10 protein-coding genes are annotated in these 17,751 nt (G+C 46.3%); 6 read left to right on the top strand and 4 right to left on the bottom strand.

Annotation, left to right across the window (positions count from 1 at the left end; translation table 11 throughout):
- Window positions 1-304, top strand: a 304-nt coding sequence (locus EII14_RS06740) for a DUF3874 domain-containing protein (RefSeq protein WP_199733882.1), incomplete at its 5' end; no start/stop codon positions are given.
- Window positions 305-340: 36 nt separating this feature from the next.
- On the opposite strand, the gene EII14_RS06735 is transcribed toward EII14_RS06740, so the two are convergent.
- Together EII14_RS06735 and EII14_RS06730 are read right to left on the bottom strand one after the other, a co-directional pair.
- Window positions 341-1,621: a replication-associated recombination protein A gene (locus EII14_RS06735; RefSeq protein WP_124931784.1), complete on the bottom strand. Its 1,281-nt coding sequence runs from the start codon at window positions 1,619-1,621 to the stop codon at window positions 341-343.
- A 74-nt stretch (window positions 1,622-1,695) separates the two neighbouring features.
- Window positions 1,696-3,576: an ABC-F family ATP-binding cassette domain-containing protein gene (locus tag EII14_RS06730; RefSeq protein ID WP_124931783.1), complete on the bottom strand. Its 1,881-nt coding sequence runs from the start codon at window positions 3,574-3,576 to the stop codon at window positions 1,696-1,698.
- A gap of 234 nt (window positions 3,577-3,810) precedes the next feature.
- Between EII14_RS06730 and rho the strand changes: the two genes are divergently transcribed.
- From rho to EII14_RS06705, 5 genes are all read left to right on the top strand, one after another.
- Entirely contained in the window at window positions 3,811-5,976 is a 2,166-nt protein-coding gene (gene rho / locus EII14_RS06725) for a transcription termination factor Rho (RefSeq protein ID WP_124931782.1), read from the top strand.
- 122 nt (window positions 5,977-6,098) lie between these two features.
- Complete coding sequence (uvrB, locus tag EII14_RS06720) at window positions 6,099-8,198, top strand: excinuclease ABC subunit UvrB (protein ID WP_124931781.1); 2,100 nt, start codon at window positions 6,099-6,101, stop codon at window positions 8,196-8,198.
- A 35-nt stretch (window positions 8,199-8,233) separates the two neighbouring features.
- Window positions 8,234-9,190 (top strand): transporter, encoded by a 957-nt coding sequence (locus EII14_RS06715; protein WP_124931780.1) that lies wholly within the window; start codon window positions 8,234-8,236, stop codon window positions 9,188-9,190.
- A 103-nt stretch (window positions 9,191-9,293) separates the two neighbouring features.
- Window positions 9,294-10,106, top strand: coding sequence for a DUF3108 domain-containing protein (locus tag EII14_RS06710; RefSeq protein WP_124931779.1), 813 nt, complete (start codon window positions 9,294-9,296; stop codon window positions 10,104-10,106).
- A gap of 85 nt (window positions 10,107-10,191) precedes the next feature.
- Window positions 10,192-13,464 (top strand): S41 family peptidase, encoded by a 3,273-nt coding sequence (locus tag EII14_RS06705; RefSeq protein WP_124931778.1) that lies wholly within the window; start codon window positions 10,192-10,194, stop codon window positions 13,462-13,464.
- Between the two features lie 1,014 nt (window positions 13,465-14,478).
- Here EII14_RS06705 and EII14_RS06700 read toward each other — a convergent pair.
- Window positions 14,479-15,207, bottom strand: coding sequence for a YebC/PmpR family DNA-binding transcriptional regulator (locus EII14_RS06700; RefSeq protein ID WP_124931777.1), 729 nt, complete (start codon window positions 15,205-15,207; stop codon window positions 14,479-14,481).
- 48 nt (window positions 15,208-15,255) lie between these two features.
- The gene (gene pheT / locus EII14_RS06695) at window positions 15,256-17,727 is read right to left on the bottom strand and encodes a phenylalanine--tRNA ligase subunit beta (protein WP_124931776.1); all 2,472 of its coding nucleotides are present in this window, start codon (window positions 17,725-17,727) and stop codon (window positions 15,256-15,258) included.
- Window positions 17,728-17,751 lie beyond the last annotated feature (24 nt).

The following is a 17,751-nucleotide window of genomic DNA, read 5'->3' as shown; positions in this document are numbered from 1 at the left end:
CTCCGCCGGACTTCCCACGCATCTCACGCGTGAAGAGGAGGCGGAGCTCCAAGCTCACAACCGGGCATTCCAAATCACTTCTCCCGCGGCAGAAATCTTTTGGGAAGTTTTCCGTCTTCCTCTTCCCGAAGAAGAATGTCCTCTTCTTTCGGCCACCGAGATATTCCGCACCCTCCAACGTGCTTTCCCCTCCGCTCTCCGCGGCATGACGCCCAACAGTTTCGGCCGCATCCTCCGCGGTCTCGGTCTGAAACCCTTACGCACTTCCCGCGCCATGTGCTACCGGGTGGTGCTGCGTGGATAGACTCATTGGGAATGCAGGGCATGATTGTGTGCGGGCTTAGGAAGAACCTCTTTTTCCCCATTTAGGCCAAAGTTGTATCATCCGAGTGGTGAGTCGGTCTTCTTGGGGATTGGAGCAGGGATTCCAAAAATGAGTATCCCGAAGATTATCGGGAAGGTATTGTTGAATGGCAAAATTATCGGGATAATCGTGCGGATATATATAATTGTCGCCATAGTTTAGCTCTTTCATCAAATCGGTGGGAGCGTTTCTCAGGTGGAGCGGCACCGGTGCATTCTCATTTTTTTCAACCCAAGACAAGGCTTCGTCTATGGCTCGATAAGCACTGTTGGATTTTGCGGAAGCGGCCAGATAGATCGTGGCCTCGGCCAGCGGTATTCTCCCTTCCGGCCAACCGATTTTGTTTACGGCCTCAAAGGCGGCATTGGCGATGAGGAGGGCATTGGGGTTTGCAAGGCCAATGTCTTCGGCCGCACTGATGATCAGTCGTCGTGCTATAAATTTAGGATCTTCACCGCCTGCAATCATTCGTGCCAGCCAGTAGAGGGCGGCATCGGGGTCGCTACCGCGAATGCTTTTGATGAAGGCGGAGATGATGTCATAGTGCATTTCTCCGTCTTTATCATACGCCATGGGGTTTTGTTGTAAGCGTTCGGTGACGATGTCATTATCAATCGTCAATGTCCCTTCCGGAGCGGAATTGAAAAGAAGCTCTATGATGTTGAGCAATTTGCGGGCATCTCCTCCGCTGTATCGTAGCAGTGCATCGGTTTCTTTGATATTGACCTCACGCTCTTTTAGGAGTATGTCGTGGGCGACGGCGTGATGCAGAAGAGAGAGCATCTCCTCCTTTCCCAAAGATTTCAGAACATACACTTGGCAGCGAGAGAGTAGGGGACGAATGACTTCGAACGAGGGGTTTTCCGTCGTTGCTCCGATCAGTGTGATTTCACCGGTTTCGACGGCGGCAAGCAGGGAGTCTTGTTGCGATTTTGAGAAGCGGTGGATTTCGTCAATAAAAAGTATCGGTGTGGTGGTGTCGAAAAACCGGGTGCTTTTAGCTCTCGTGATGACCTCCCTCACTTCTTTCACGCCGCTATTGACGGCACTTAATGTGTAGAAAGGGGTGTTGAGGGTATAGGCGATGATTTTGGCCAAGGTGGTTTTGCCCACTCCGGGAGGCCCCCACAGAATGAAAGAGGAAATACGCCCCCCTTCGATCATATTACGCAAAACAGCACCTTTACCAACAAGATGTTGTTGGCCGATATAGGTGTCGAGAGTGGTGGGGCGCAATCGTTCGGCAAGTGGTTTCATAACGTAATAATGAAGCGGCTTTGAGCAGTCAATGATGAAAATGGTCGGACAAAATTCAAGGAAAAAGAGATTTTTCAAACCCACTCGGAGAGTTCGAGCCAACGCGTGGATTTTGTGTCCAATTCTTCTTCAAGTTGTGGCAATCGTTTGGACAGAACGGTGATGTTCTCAACGTCGATCGTTCCCGAAGAAAGAGCAGCATGAATTTCTGCTTTTTCTTTTTCGAGAGCATCTATTTCTTTTTCGAGGGTTTCGTATTCTTTTTTTTCTTTGAAGGTTAGTCTTTTGCGATTACGGTCACTTCCTTCATGTATCTGTTTGCGAGAGTTGCCGGTTTGCGACGACGAGTTGTGCGTTTTCTTCTCCTCTTTTTTGTCGGCGTCTTTAAGTTCTTGGAATGTGCGATATTGAGAATAGTTTCCGGGAAAGTCCTCAACAACCCCCTGTCCTCTGAAAACGAGCAAATGATCTACCACTTTATCCATGAAGTAGCGATCGTGGCTTACGACGATGACGCAACCTTGAAAATCGCCAAGATATTCTTCCAAACGTTGCAGTGTGGCAATATCCAAATCATTGGTCGGTTCGTCAAGAATAAGGAAGTTGGGTGCAGTCATCAGCACAAGGCATAGTTGAAGTCTGCGGCGTTCTCCTCCGGAGAGCTTGTAGACCAAATCTTGTTGTCGCGCAGGTGGAAAAAGAAAATGGTTGAGAAATTGCATTGCCGTCATTTTTCGACCGCCACCGAGGTCTACAACTTCTGCTACCTCTCGTACAACATCGATGACTTTCTTTCGCGGATCAACCGGCATTTCTTCTTGTGAGAAATAACCGAAGCGAACGGTTTCTCCAATGACGAAACGGCCGCTTGTGGGAGGAACCTTTCCCAAAAGCATTTTGATAAAAGTACTTTTTCCCGTTCCGTTATTGCCCACGATACCCATTTTCTCAAAGCGTGAGAAATTATAATAGAAATCTTTAAGAATAACGATGCCGTCGTCGAAAGATTTGGAAACGTATTCTGCTTCAAATATTTTTGAACCGATGTAGCTCGCCTTGACATTAAGACGAGCGGCGCGTTCTTCGGTGCGACGGCGTGCTTGCTCTTCAAGCATGTAGAATGCCTCTTTTCGGGAACGGCTTTTATGCGCTCTTGCCTGCGGTTGTCGGCGCATCCAGTCCAATTCTTTACGATAGAGATTGCGTGCTCTGTCGATATTGGCATTTGTGGCTGCAATTCGTTCATCTCGCTTTTCAAGATAGTATTCATAGTTTCCCCGATAGGTGTAGGTGATGCGGTCTTCGAGTTCGACGATGGTATCACACACACGATCCAGAAAATAGCGGTCGTGGGTGACGAGAAGCAAAGCCTTGGTGTTGCGTTGCAGATATTTTTCCAGCCACTCTATCATTTCAAGATCGAGATGGTTGGTCGGTTCGTCCAAAATCAGAAGATCCGGGTCGGCTATCAATACCGAAGCCAATGCCACACGCTTTTGTTGTCCTCCGGATAACAAACCGATGGGCTTTTGCAAATCATGAATTTTGAGTTGGGTTAAAATCTGTTTGCTGCGCAGCTGAACGTCAAACCATTCCTCGTCGGCGTCAAAGGCTTCGGTATGTGTTTGAAGTGATTTCCCTTCTGTCGAGATGAGTAGTGCCGACAATTCCGTTCTCAAACGGCTGCTCACGGCCTCTATGACACTCATTTCGGGAGAGAAGTCGGGGGATTGTTCGAGCATTCCTATTCGTAAACCTTTTTGAAAAATGATTTCACCGTTGTCGGCTCCGTCTTTTCCGGATATCAAGGAGAGCAATGTCGATTTGCCTGCTCCGTTTCGAGCAATGAGCCCCACACGCTGACCTTCGCTCACGCTGAACGAAATGTCTTCAAAAAGCACCAAATCACCGATACTTTTCGTTAAATGCTGAATATCTAAGTAAGGAATGGCCATTTAATCTGTCATTTTGAATGGCGAAAATACAAAAAAGTAAGGATTTATTTCTCTTGTATCACAGAATTGTTATAAATTTGCAGCGTGAAAATCGAACGTAGACGAGATTTTCACTTCATACGCCGTTAAACGTAATCCCCCAGCTTTCGAACTTTTCAATTCTCCTCCCATAGAGTGCAAAGTGTGTACTCTTAGGTCGGGGAAATGTTATATATCAATTCCAACGATTTACTCATGTCCAATAAATATACAAAAGAGCAACTGCTCGAAAAGGACGTGCAAGAACTCCAAACCATTATCCGAGAAATGAAACTTTCACGAGAGGATGATGAGACCAAAGAGAAACTTGTTTATAAAATTCTTGATGCTCAGGCCGAAGTGTTGAGTGCCGAGAGTGAAGTAGCCCCCAAACGCAGACGTATTGTGGCGAAAGCCCCCGATCATGTATATTCTGCCACTCAGACCGGAAATAGCGAGCGATTCGATACGCCGAAGGAAGAGAGAGCGGCAAAACGTTTGGTGGCCGCCAAAGCCAAAGCTGCCGATGCAATGGCAACACAGGCTTTGTTGGGAACAGAAACTCCTGCTGCGAGCACGACAAAGAAAAAGAGAACTCGTTCTGCCAAGCAAGAGCAGATAGCTCCCCAAGAATCGGAGGAGCTAAAAACTCGCCAAGCCCGGCCGAAAGAGCAAGCCCGGAAAGCACAGCAGGATCAGGCTGAAACGATCATGCCCGAAGAAACTCTTGAAAAGGAAAATGCCGCAAACGATATCGCAACAGATGCGGCACCGACAGATGTTGCTTCGCCTAATGCCGTGTCCGGAAATGACGGATTACCGGATTTTATTGTAGAACAAATTCGTCAGCAAAAAAACGAAGAAGACACGGAACATCATGCCGGTCAAACGGAGGAGGCAGTAGGATTGGAAGATCTTACGGAGCATTTTCGACAGAAGCAAGCAGAGCTTTCCGAAGACAATGCTGAAATGGCAGAGGCGGAAACTATCGTCGAAACCAAAGAAACTTCGGTGGAGAACGACTTTGAAGAGGGGGTGAAAACGGATTTTATCATCGTGGATGACATACCGGTTGTTGATGTCAATGATTTTGCGGCCGATGTTTCTGTGGAAGATGAATATAATTCGGCCTCCAATTATCCACACGAAAATGTTTCGGTCAATAAGTTTCGCCGTTTCAAAGAGGATGTGTTGGTAAATCCCCGATTGCAAGAGCGGCGTGTGGAAACTGCCACGGCACATCATGTTCCGGAACCGCCAATGCAAGATATTGTCATTGACGGCGGAGGAGTGTTGGAGGTTGACAACCAAGGTGTGGGATTTTTGCGTTCCGCTGATTACAATTATATGCCATCGCCTGACGATGTCTATGTTTCGCAGAATCAGATTCGCTCCCATGCTCTCAAAATGGGGGATGTGATAGAAGGCAAAATCAAAATTCCTCGTGAAGGAGAGAAGTATTTTACCCTCGTCGAAATACAACGCATCAACGGTTTGGCACCCCATGAGGTAAGAGATCGTGTTGCATTCGAACATCTGACTCCTCTATTTCCCGACGAACAATTCAAACTTTCCAATAATGGAGCTTCTCCTTTGGCCTGCCGAATAGTAGATTTGTTTTCTCCCATAGGCAAAGGTCAGCGTTCACTTATCGTTGCGCAGCCTAAAACCGGTAAAACCATTTTGTTGAAACAGATCGCAAATGCGATTGCCGCCAATTATCCGGATACTTATTTGATGATGTTGCTGATTGATGAGCGTCCCGAAGAGGTTACGGATATGGCACGTACCGTGAATGCCGAAGTGATAGCTTCTACTTTTGATGAACCTGCCGCCCGTCACGTCCGTATCGCTCAAATGGTGCTTGAAAAAGCAAAGCGAATGGTAGAGTGCGGCCACGATGTGGTTATTTTCTTGGATTCTATCACTCGATTGGCACGTGCTTTTAATACTGTGGCACCGGCGTCCGGAAAAATTCTTACCGGTGGGGTCGATGCCAATGCCTTGCAAAAACCCAAAAGATTTTTCGGAGCTGCACGAAATATAGAAAATGGTGGTTCGCTAACGATTATAGCAACGGCTTTGATAGACACCGGATCTAAAATGGATGAAGTTATTTTTGAAGAATTTAAGGGAACGGGAAACATGGAATTGCAGCTTGATCGCTCTTTGGCAAACAAACGGATATTTCCTGCCGTCAATCTCATTCAGAGTTCGACGCGTCGCGACGACTTACTCCTCAATGAAACGACACTCAACCGCATGTATATCCTGCGTAACTACATGGCAGACATGAGTAGTATGGAAGCAATGGAGTTCGTCAAAAAGCGTCTTGAAAACAGCATCTCCAACGAAGAGTTTTTGATGACGATGAATAAATAGCAGTCTTTCAGACAATTCTTTTTTCGGCAAGATATTATCTCCGGATAATATCTTGCTGTTATACTTTCCGACAGATTATATATTCCGACAGATACCGGCTCATCGGATAATTCGTTTTTCTCATGGCACATTTCCAACTAATTTCTTCTTATGCTCCTATGGGAGATCAACCGGAAGCTATTCGTCAGCTGACGGAAGGTGTGCGTTCCGGCGAATCCGCGCAGGTGCTTTTGGGAGTAACGGGATCGGGGAAGACATTTACGATCGCCAATGTGATCGCCAATGTGGGAAAACCCACTTTGATCTTATCCCACAATAAAACTCTTGCGGCACAGCTCTATACGGAAATGAAAGGATTCTTTCCCAATAATGCCGTAGAATATTATGTTTCCTACTACGATTATTATCAGCCGGAAGCCTATATCGCATCGACGGATACTTACATCGAAAAAGATTTGGCCATCAATGAAGACATTGACAAACTACGATTGGCGGCCACTTCTTCGTTGTTGAGTGGGAGGAAAGATGTTGTGGTCGTTTCTTCTGTCAGTTGTATTTATGGTATGGGAAACCCTGCCACTTTTTTTGAAAATGTCATTCTTTTGCGCACCGGTCAGGTGATAGCCATGAATGTACTTCTCCGTCGACTGGTTGATTCTCTTTATTCTCGCAATGATGTCGCTCCGAGCCGTGGAAACTTTCGTGTGAAAGGAGATACCGTAGATGTCTTTCTTGCTTATTCGGACAATATGCTGCGCATCAACTTTTGGGGAGATGAAATAGATTCCATTGAAGAAGTGGACGCCACAAGCGGAATTCGTATGGGAGCGTTCGACGAATATAAGATTTATCCGGCCAATCTTTTTTTAACGTCCAAAGAAATGCAAGAGGTGGCCATACGACAAATTCAAGATGATTTGTTGAAGCAAGTGGCATTTTTCAAAGAACAGCATAAAGACCTTGAAGCTCAGCGCATAGAGGAGAGAGTGAGCTATGACATCGAGATGATTCGTGAATTGGGACATTGTTCCGGAATAGAAAACTACTCTCGCTACTTTGACGACCGTGCCGCCGGAACGCGACCTTATTGTTTGTTGGATTTCTTTCCGGAAGATTTCTTGATCGTGATTGACGAAAGCCATGTTTCTGTGCCTCAGATCAGAGCAATGTATGGAGGTGACCGTTCGAGAAAAGAAAGCCTTGTCAGTTATGGGTTCCGATTGCCGGCTGCACTCGACAATCGACCGTTGAAATTTGAAGAGTTTCAGCAACTGGCCAAACAAGTGATTTATGTCAGTGCTACCCCCGATGATTATGAGTTGGCACAAGCGGGCGGTGTGTTTGTCGATCAAGTCATTCGCCCGACAGGTTTGTTGGATCCGCCGATAGAGGTTAGAGATACGGATTTTCCCGTCGACGATCTTTTAGACGAAATACGTTTGGCCGTTTCTCGTGACGAACGTGTATTGGTGACGACACTCACGAAGCGAATGGCAGAAGAATTGTCGGAATATCTTTTGAGCTATGGTATTTCAACGGCCTATATTCATTCCGATGTAGACACGTTGGAGAGGGTACAGATTATGGAAGATCTTCGTCTTGGTGTTTATCAAGTGTTGGTGGGTGTCAATTTGCTTAGAGAGGGGCTTGATCTGCCCGAAGTTGCCCTCGTGGCTATTCTTGATGCCGATAAAGAGGGATTTTTGCGTGACCGGCGCAGTATGACACAAACGGCAGGTCGTGCTGCTCGAAATGTGAATGGCCGGGTGATCATGTATGCCAAGAAAATCACGAGAAGCATGCAACTCACCATAGATGAGACCAATCGTCGTCGTCTGAAACAGATGAACTATAACCTTGAACATGGAATCACTCCCAAGCAAGTGAAAAAGAGCCTTGCTCCGAGTCAATTGGGAAAACTCGGTAAAGAGCGTATTGAGGCACGGGGAGGAGAGTTGCTTTCTCCCTATTCTCCCTATTCTTCGGCTGAAAAAAATGTGTTGCAAGTGGCAGAAGAAGCGGCGACTTATGGAAAACAAAAAAACGGAAAACAAAAAGCCTCATTGCCCGACGAGGCGAAAAACCTCTCGGAAGATGAGAGAAAGGCTCGTATAGAAATTTTGCGAACCGCAATGAAAAAAGCTGCCGAAGAACTCGATTTTATCATGGCGGCACAGTTGCGTGATGAAATGCTTAAACTCGAAAAGAACTTTGGGGCGTGAATTTCCATTCGCGTTTCAGAATACTTAAAAACTGCATGAAGCCTTTGTTACGATTTCTGCGCACATGGGTGCTCGCTGTTTCAATGTTGGCGGGAGGCGGAATTTATTGTCTTTGGAGAAGCCTTCCGCCTTCGGCAGATCATGAGATTTCGACGATTGTCGGATGGCTGCAACCGACATTGATTTTTTTTATGTTGTTCATCACTTTTTGTAAAGTAGATCCGCGACGTCTGTCGTTTAGAAAATGGCATGTTTTTCTTCTGCTTTTTCAACTGTTGGGAGCGGGTTTGATTGTCGCATTGTTTCTCCTTTTCCCGAATCCCGAATATCTTCCTTTGTCGGAAGCCGCCCTTCTTTGTTTGCTTTGCCCAACGGCGACGGCAGCAGCCGTTGTCACTTCCAAACTCCGGGGGGATGTCGAAGGGATCACCACCTATACGCTGTTGAGCAATCTCATGGTCGCCTTGGCTGTTCCTATGATTGCCCCGCTGTTTCATGTCCATCCTTCGATGTCGTTTGTCCATTCGTTTTATCTCATTGTGGCTAAAATCTTTCCGATATTGATACTTCCGTTTCTCGTTGCGATGACGGTACGCCTTTTTTTCAAGAAACTGCACCTTTTCCTTCTCGGGTTGAAAGATTTTGCATTTTATCTTTGGGCAGTGAGCTTGGCTTTGGCTATTGCCGTCAGTATCAGATCGCTTGTTTCAACTCCGACGACATGGTGGATACCGATAGGCATTTCCGTTGTTAGTTTGCTGACTTGTTGCGTACAATTTTATTTCGGCAGAAAAGTTGGCGTTCGCTACAACAGCCCTATCGCTTCGGCTCAGGCTTTGGGGCAAAAAAACACGGTTTTCCTGATTTGGGTCGGCTATACCTTTTTTGATCCCGTCAGTTCGATAGCCGGTGGGTTTTATGCGATTTATCATAACCTCCGAAACAACTACGAATTGGCACGACACAATAAACTTCAAAAAGAAAAGAGTTAATTCCATTTTCTCTTAAACAATCTTTATCGGTTTGTACATTCTGTAAAGTTCACCTATTTTTGCCGAGTTATCCATTCCGTTCTTTGCTTCTTCTTGCTTTCTTATGAAAAAAAACATTCTTTTTCTTCTTGTCTTTTGTTTGGGTTGGGGAGTATCTCATGCACAATGCGGAGCACCTAACACCGCCTTCTCCGAAGGAGAATTGTTGAAATACGATCTTTATTTTAATTGGAGTTTTATTTGGATCAAGGTCGGAACGGCGCAATGGGATATTCGGAAAGCCAAATATGCGGGAAAGCAGGCTTACCGCACTCATCTGATCACGTCCACGAATAAGCGTGCCGATCGTTTCTTTGTCATGCGCGACACTCTGACGTCCTACACCGACCTCAACGTTACTCCGTTGTATTACACTAAGCGCGCACACGAAGGCAGTCAGTTTCGTGTAGATGAAGTCAAGTACGAATATAGCAATGGCAAATGTCATCTGAAAATGAATTACATCAGAAACCATGGAGCAAACAATCCTTCCATTGCTTCGTTTTCCGAATGTGCCTATGATATGATCGCAATGATGCTCAGAGCCCGTTCTTACGATCCCGCGAGTTGGAAGGTGGGAACGCGGCAATATTTCATGATGGCCGATGGCAAGAAGTGTGAACGACAAAGCATTGTTTATCGCGGCAAGGAGAACCATAAGGTCGAAAGTACCGGGACAACCTATCGCTGTCTTGTTTTCTCGTTTATGGAAAAAGAAGGGGACAAAGAGAATGAAATCGTTAAGTTTTACATCACCGATGACGCCAATCACTTGCCGGTTCGTTTGGACATGAATCTCAATTTCGGAACGGCCAAAGCATTTTTGACTTCATCCTCCGGGGTGCGTCATCCCCAGACCTCTATCCTTAAAAAATAGCCAAGGAGATGCCTTGTCTGTCTGTTCAAATCGTATTAAAGAAAAGAATATAGTAACTTCTAATTTTTGAAAATTGCTCATGAACATGAAGAAATCCCTTTTCTCTCTGTCCTTTCTGATGACGACCATGGTGTTGTCGGCTCAAACGGCAGAGAAAGACGCGCAATGGTTGCGTTATCCGGCTCTTTCGCCCGATGGGCGAACCATTGCTTTTTGTTATCAAGGAGACATCTATACCGTGCCCTCCGCAGGCGGACGTGCTCTGCAAATCACCTCTAATGCAGCCTATGATTCTCGCCCGGTATGGAGTCCCGATGGCAAAAAGTTAGCTTTTTCTTCTGATCGAATGGGTAGTTGGGATGTTTTTATTGTAGACAAAGAGGGGGGAGCTCCCATGCGTCTTACCACCCATTCCGGGAAAGAGTACCCCATAACTTTCAAGGATAACGATACGGTGCTGTATGCAGCCTATGGCCTTCCTGCATCGCAAAGCATACAGTTTGCAAGCCCCTCTTTCTCACAAGTCTATGCCGTCAGCACAAAGGGCGGTCGCCCTACGCTCTTTTCCACTCTCCCAATGGAAGACATCAGTGTAAGCCGTGACGGAAAGCAATTTCTGTTTCACGACAAGAAAGGCTACGAAGATCCGTGGAGAAAGCATCAAACTTCGAGCATCGCACGTGATATTTGGCGATGCTCTTCGGATAAAAAGGGATTTTCCTCTTATGTCCGACTGACTTACTTTGCCGGCGAAGATCGTTCACCCGTATGGAGTCCCGATGGCCGCTTCTTCTATTATTTGAGTGAAGAGAGTGGAACTTTCAACGTGATGAAACGCTCTGTCGATGGCGGCATGCCCAAGGGGCTCACTCAATACAAAAAACATCCCGTTCGCTTTCTTTCCATTGCCGACGACGGAACCTTATGCTATGGTTACGACGGAAGCATTTACACGCTGAAAGAGGGGAAAACACCTCAAAAGGTGGACATTCGCATTCTCACCGACAAAACGGACAAAGACCTGATTCGACAGATACGTGCAGGCGGAGCAACCGAAATCGCACTTTCGCCGAGTGAGAAAGAGGTCGCTTTTATTCTTCACGGAGATGTCTATGTCACTTCTGTGGAGTACAACACGACACGGCGCGTCACCAACACACCGGAGCAGGAGAGAAATCTCTGTTTCTCACCCGACGGTAAGCATTTGGCCTATGCTTCCGAGCGAAACGGATTGTGGCAGATCTATCAATCTTCCATTGTCAAAAAAGAAGACAAATTTTTTGCCTATGCCGAAGAGTTGAAAGAAGAGCAGTTGGTGAAAAGCAAAAATACATCATTCAAGCCCGCATACAGTCCGGACGGCAAGCAGTTGGCGTTTTTGGAAAATAGAACCACTCTTCGTGTGCTTAATCTCAAAACCAAGAAAGTACACACGGTCATGGAGGGCAAGTATGAATACTCTTATGTCGATGGCGACCAAAGTTTTCAATGGAGCCCCGACAGTCGCTACTTGCTCTCCGGATATATCGGTAACGGAGGCTGGAACAACAAAGACATCGCCCTTATCGATGCCGCGGGGAAAAAGCCTGTTGTCAATCTGACCGAAAGCGGATACAGCGACACCGACCCTTGTTGGGTGCTCGGCGGTAAAGCGATGCTTTGGAAAAGCGATCGTGCCGGCTATCGCAGTCACGGCAGTTGGGGAGCGGAGAAAGACTATTATCTCATGTTCTTCGATCTCGATGCCTATGAACGCTTCCACATGAACAAAGAGGAGTTGGCAATGGAAGCCCTCGCAAAGGAAGAGCAAAAGAAACAGCAAGAAAATCAGAAAAAGAAAAACGAAAAAGAAAAATCTCAATCGACAAAAAGCGAAGCAGACACCACGGATGCGAAAAAACAACTCAATTTGGATCTTGAAAACAGATTCGACCGCATCGTCCGCCTCACCGTCAATTCTTCTCGTTTGGGAGACGGGGTGCTCACGCCGAAAGGAGACAAATTCTACTATCAGGCGGCGTTCGAAAGTGGCTATGACTTGTGGGAACATGATTTGAAAGAAAATCAAACACGCATATTGTCAAAAAAAGCAGGTGGAGGAGCTTTGCACCTCGATCGCAAAGGCGAATACATTTTCACGACCAATAACGGCATCAAGAAAATCAACGCCAAAAACGGAGCAACCACCGACGTCAAGTTTGAAGCCAATTTCGACTATCGCCCCGCCGATGAGCGGAACTACATCTTCGATCATGCTTGGCAACAGGTGAAAGACAAATTCTATCAATCCGATCTCCACGACACCGATTGGGATTTCTATCGCGAAAGCTATCGCCGCTTCCTCCCTTCCATCAACAACAATTATGACTTTGCGGAATTGCTGAGCGAACTTCTCGGAGAACTCAATGCCTCTCACACCGGTGCGCGTTACAGAGCACCGGAAGGCACGTTGGGGACAGCAAGTTTAGGACTGTTTTTCGACGAAAAATATCGAGGCGACGGACTTCTTGTAAAAGAAGTAATGGCACGAGGCCCTTTCTCTGTGAAGAAAACCGATGTGCATCCCGGTTGCATCATTGAGAGCATCGATGGAACGACCATAATTGCCGGTATGGATTATTTTCCCCTTCTCGAAGGAAAACAAAACAAAAAAGTCCGAGTCGGAATTTTCGATCCGAAGAAAAACAAACGTTTCACTGTGGAAGTTCGTGCAATAGGTTTCGACAAACAAGAAGACCTGCTCTACAAGCGTTGGGTGAAGCGCAACGAAGCCATGGTAGACAGCCTTTCGGGAGGAAAAATTGCATACGTGCACGTGGAAGGGATGAACAGCCCCAGTTTCCGCGAGGTATATAGCAAATTGCTTTCCGATAAGAATCGACAAAAAGAGGCCGTCATCGTCGATACCCGCCATAATGGAGGCGGCTGGCTTCATGATGATCTTGTCACATTGTTGGGCGGTAAAGAATATCAACAGTTTGTCGTTCGTGGACAATACATCGGCTCCGATCCTTTCAACAAGTGGTTGAAACCCTCGTGTCTGCTGGTGTGTGAAGATAATTACAGCAATGCTTCCGGTTTTCCGGTGATTTATCGTGAATTGAACATTGGGAAAATTATCGGTGCTCCCATTCCCGGCACCATGACGGCTGTTTGGTGGGAACGCCAGATAGACCCCTCCATTGTTTTCGGCATTCCGCAGGTCGGAGTGCGCGACATGAAAGGTGTATTCGGTGAAAACACTCAGCTCATGCCCGACATAGAGGTCTACAATTCTCCCGAAGAGGTGGCCGCCGGCATTGATCGCCAACTTGAAACCGCAGTCAAAGAAATGCTGAAAGCCGTTGAGAAACGATAGCTGTCTTTTTCCGAAAAGATGCTGTCGCTGATGCGATGATATTGTCGTTTTGTACACACTTTCTCTTATTGAAAAAAGAATGTGCAAAACGGCAATTTATGTTTTTGTCACTTTTGGTTTTTCCGACGAAAAGAGATATAGTTGTCGGCAAATTCAAATCGTATGGCATCTTGCCCGAAGCTCTGTGTGATGTAGCTTCGGGCTTTCTTTTTCAAAAAGCAAGCCGCCTCGTCCAATCAATTTTCCGTGATGTACCTGAACATACCTTGGCTACATATCATGTGGTTTTTAGGGGGGGGGGCATGGCTCATTTTCCGGACTTCTCCAATGTTCTTTTCGCGAAATCGTCAAAAACCTACACAGTACCTTACACGTCGCTGAAATTCAATGACATACAAGTGTATATGGCTGCATCTCGATATACACTGAAAGAATTTAACTCTATGATAAACAGATAGAAAGAGATGTAGATGGATTTTGCCAAAACCTACACAGCCTACATGGGCGATATTCGAGCATCTGCACGCCTTTTCTGATACTGCGTGTAGGTTGCAACGACGAATGTAGGTTATTTTTCGCATTGTCTACATTCGCAACGATTTATATATCTGCGATTTAAGGAGGGTAGTGTAGACAATGTAGATAAAAAGAAGAAAAACTCCCTGTATAGGCTGAAAGTTGCTTTTTTCTTGCGAAGAATGATCTCATCTCTTCTTCGGCTTCTCCCGATATTCCTTGATGCGTCGGAACGCATCTTACCCAAGGAGTAGATGAAACGGAGTAACGAGTAGAAAAATCTATCACTGACCTAAATTTCACCGGTTCCCACTTAGTCGTCACTATAAAGGTTTATTGGGTGGAAAAAGCTGAGAGTTGTATCGCTTTGTCTTGACAGAAAAACTGCAAAAAATGAGTGTCCGATAAAAGTTTTGTTGTTGAAAAACTTTTATCGGACATCAAAAAGGAAAAACTACTCGTTGTCTTTTTTGATTGCAATAAAGACGTAAGAGAAATTTATTCTTCCGGTTTCATATTGGTGTACACATTTTGTACATCATCGAAATCTTCAAGACGCTCCACCATTTTGTCGATTGTTTCACGTTGTTCGGCCGTCACGTCTTTCAAGTCATTGGGAATGTAAGTAAATTCCGCACTGACGATTTCGAAGCCTTCGCTTTCCAAATGCTTTTGGATCTCGCTGAACGATTTCGGGTCTCCGTAAATGGTGATTGTGCCCTCTTCTTCGTCTTCATCAAACTCGTCTTCCACTCCGTAGTCGATAAGATCAAGGATCATTTCTTCCATATCTATGCCTTCTGTCTTTTTGAAGGCAAACACACATTTATGGTCGAAAAGAAAAGCCAAAGACCCCATTGTACCGAGGTTTCCGCTGAATTTATTGAAAACAGAGCGCACGTCTCCAACCGTACGAGTCGGATTGTCGGTGAGTGTATCTACAAAAACTGCAATGCCGTGAGGGCCATATCCCTCATAGGTCATGGTTTTATAGTCACTCTGGTCTTTTCCCATTGCATTTTTAATGGCACGATCGATGTTGTCTTTCGGCATGTTCTCACGTTTTGCCGTGGCAATGATGGCACGAAGCGTAGGGTTGGTTTCGGGGTCGGGGCCGCCGGCCTTAACGGCCACTGCTATTTGTTTGCCGATTTTGGTAAACGTGCGAGCCATGTGGCCCCAACGTTTCATTTTGGCTGCTTTACGATATTCAAATGCTCTTCCCATGAGATTTGTAGTTTGATTAGAATGATATGGTTCTACATTGAGATACGATTATCCGCGCAAAACGGCACCGAGTTGTTTTTCGAGCTGAGCGATGATTTTGCTCATGATAGCTTCGGTTTGCTTATCGTTCATCGTCTTGGTTTCGTCTTGTAAGATGAAGGTGACGGCATAGCTCTTCTTTCCGGCTTCCAAGTTTTTGCCTTCATAGACGTCGAAGAGTTCCACACGCTTCAAGAGTTTTTTCTCGGTGGCCAAGGCGATACGTTCGATTTCTCCGAAAGTCACCTCGCGATCCAAGAGTAAAGCAAGGTCACGGCGAACCGTGGGGAATTTGGACAGCTCTTTGAAAGAAATGTCCTTTTTAGAGAGCTTTTTAAGCAATGCCGTCCAGTTGAACTCGGCAAAAAAGACGCCCTGCTCAACTCCCGTTTCAAGCAATATTGCTTTTCTGATCAATCCGAGTTCCAACAACAGTTTTCCGTTGCGATCGGTCACAGATATGCTTTTCGAGAAAATGTCGTTCTTGCCATCTGCAACGACAAGACCGTTCAGAGAAATGCCCAAACGCAATAAAATATTCATGGCATAGGCTTTCAGCTCGTAGACGGTTGAAGCCTCCGTCTGATGCGCCCATGAGCCTTCCACGCGGTTTCCCGTGAGCCACAGCCCGAGGTGAAGTTCTTCGGAATAAGGAGAAAGTACTTTTTCGGCCTGTTTGCGTTCGGCGTCGTAACGATAACAATTTCCAAACTCGAAGAAGCGCAGATTGGCTGCTTTACGATTGGCATTGTGGGCAATGCTTTCAAGACCTCCGAAAAGCAGTGTTTGACGCATCACATTCAGATCTCCGGAAAGTGGGTTCATGAGACGAACAAGATGCTCGGAAGCGTAAGTTTGCAGATTTTGATAGTAGGCTTCTCGCGTCAGGGAGTTGTTTAAGATTTCGTGAAAGCCGCTGCCTACGAGTTGCTCGCTGATTAAAGTTTGAAGTTGGTAGCTTTTGTCGCAAGCCCCCTTGATCGTCAGCGACGACTTGACGCTTGTCGGAATTTCGACGTTGTTGTATCCGTAAATTCTCAAAATCTCCTCAACCACATCGCAAGGACGCTGGACATCCACGCGATAAGCCGGTATTTCGAGCGAAAGTCCCGTGGAAGTTTCCTTCACGATTTTGATGTCGAGCGAAGAAAGAATGGTTTTGACCAGTTCGGCGGAAATCTCCTTGCCGATCACTTCATTCACATATGTGTATTCCAACTCCACTTCGAAAGATTTTACCAAGTCGGGCGATACTACGTCGGCAATCTGCATTGCTATTTCTCCTCCGGCAAGCTCTTTTGCCAAGATAGCGGCTTGTTTAAGCGCATAAAGCTGTCCGTCGGGATCTATGCCGCGCTCAAATCGGAAAGACGCATCTGTGTTCAAACCGTGTCTGCGGGCACTCTTTCGGATCCATGTCGGGTGAAAATAGGCACTTTCAAAAAGCACGTTGGTTGTGTTTTCATACGTGCCGCTGCCTTTTCCGCCAAACACTCCGGCAATGCACATCGCTTCTTCGGCATTGCAAATCGCCAAATCGCGATTTGAAAGCGTGTGCTCTTCTCCGTCAAGTGTCGTAAACTTGGTTCCTTCCGGCAATGTCTTCACTCGAACGATCCGGCCGGTCACCATGTCTGCATCAAAACAATGCAGAGGTTGTCCGTAGGCCATCATGATATAGTTTGTGATGTCCACAATGTTATTGATGGGGCGCAAACCGATCGAGATCAGTTTGTCTTGCAACCACTTCGGACTGTCTTTCACTTCGCATCCTTTCAGCGTAACGGCACAATAGCGCGGACAAGCTTCTTGGTTTTCCACCTCAATGGCAATCGGCAAGGATTCGTTGTCCACGACAAATTTTTCTGCCGTCGGGCGATGAAGAGCCGTTTCCTTTCCGTTGCGCACCAAATAGGCATAAAGGTCGCGTGCCACTCCCCAATGAGAGCAGGCGTCCGCTCTGTTGGGGGTGATGTCTACTTCGATGAGGAAATCGCTTTCGAGACCGAAATATTCTGCCGCCGGCATTCCCACCGTCGTCTCTGTGGGCAACACCATAATTCCGTCATGGTTCGTACCGACACCGATTTCGTCTTCCGCGCAAATCATGCCGAAACTTTCCACACCACGAAGTTTCGATTTCTTTATGGTAAACTCCTGATCGCCATCATATAGTTTTGCGCCCATTGTGGCCACAATTACTTTTTGTCCGGCGGCCACATTGTGTGCGCCACAAACGATTTGGGTCGGAGCTTCGCCATTGCCCAAATCTACCGTGGTGACATGCATGTGATCGGAATTGGGATGAGCTTCGCAGGTCAATACATGTCCCACGACAAGGCCTTTTAAGCCGCCGCGAATGGTTTGTACTTCTTCCACTCCTCCCACTTCGAGCCCGATAGAGGTGAGTGCAACCGCAACTTCTTCGGCTGTCATGTCGAAATCGACAAATTCTTTCAGCCATTTATAAGATATATTCATAGTTCGATACGTTTTAACCTAATA

The sequence above is a fragment of the Alloprevotella sp. OH1205_COT-284 genome, assembly GCF_003859795.1.
Lineage (GTDB): Bacteria > Bacteroidota > Bacteroidia > Bacteroidales > Bacteroidaceae > Alloprevotella.
The sequence above is the reverse complement of the archived record's forward strand: the minus strand, read 5'-3'. Positions and strand labels throughout refer to the sequence as shown.

What these genes read in the sequence shown, in the direction of transcription:
- EII14_RS06700 (WP_124931777.1), bottom strand. Translation starts at nt 15,207, where the DNA reads ATGGGAAGAGCATTTGAATATCGTAAAGCAGCCAAAATGAAACGTTGG.
- rho (WP_124931782.1), top strand. Translation starts at nt 3,811, where the DNA reads ATGTCCAATAAATATACAAAAGAGCAACTGCTCGAAAAGGACGTGCAA.
- EII14_RS06730 (WP_124931783.1), bottom strand. Translation starts at nt 3,576, where the DNA reads ATGGCCATTCCTTACTTAGATATTCAGCATTTAACGAAAAGTATCGGT.
- EII14_RS06735 (WP_124931784.1), bottom strand. Translation starts at nt 1,621, where the DNA reads ATGAAACCACTTGCCGAACGATTGCGCCCCACCACTCTCGACACCTAT.
- uvrB (WP_124931781.1), top strand. Translation starts at nt 6,099, where the DNA reads ATGGCACATTTCCAACTAATTTCTTCTTATGCTCCTATGGGAGATCAA.
- EII14_RS06705 (WP_124931778.1), top strand. Translation starts at nt 10,192, where the DNA reads ATGAAGAAATCCCTTTTCTCTCTGTCCTTTCTGATGACGACCATGGTG.
- pheT (WP_124931776.1), bottom strand. Translation starts at nt 17,727, where the DNA reads ATGAATATATCTTATAAATGGCTGAAAGAATTTGTCGATTTCGACATG.
- EII14_RS06710 (WP_124931779.1), top strand. Translation starts at nt 9,294, where the DNA reads ATGAAAAAAAACATTCTTTTTCTTCTTGTCTTTTGTTTGGGTTGGGGA.
- EII14_RS06715 (WP_124931780.1), top strand. Translation starts at nt 8,234, where the DNA reads ATGAAGCCTTTGTTACGATTTCTGCGCACATGGGTGCTCGCTGTTTCA.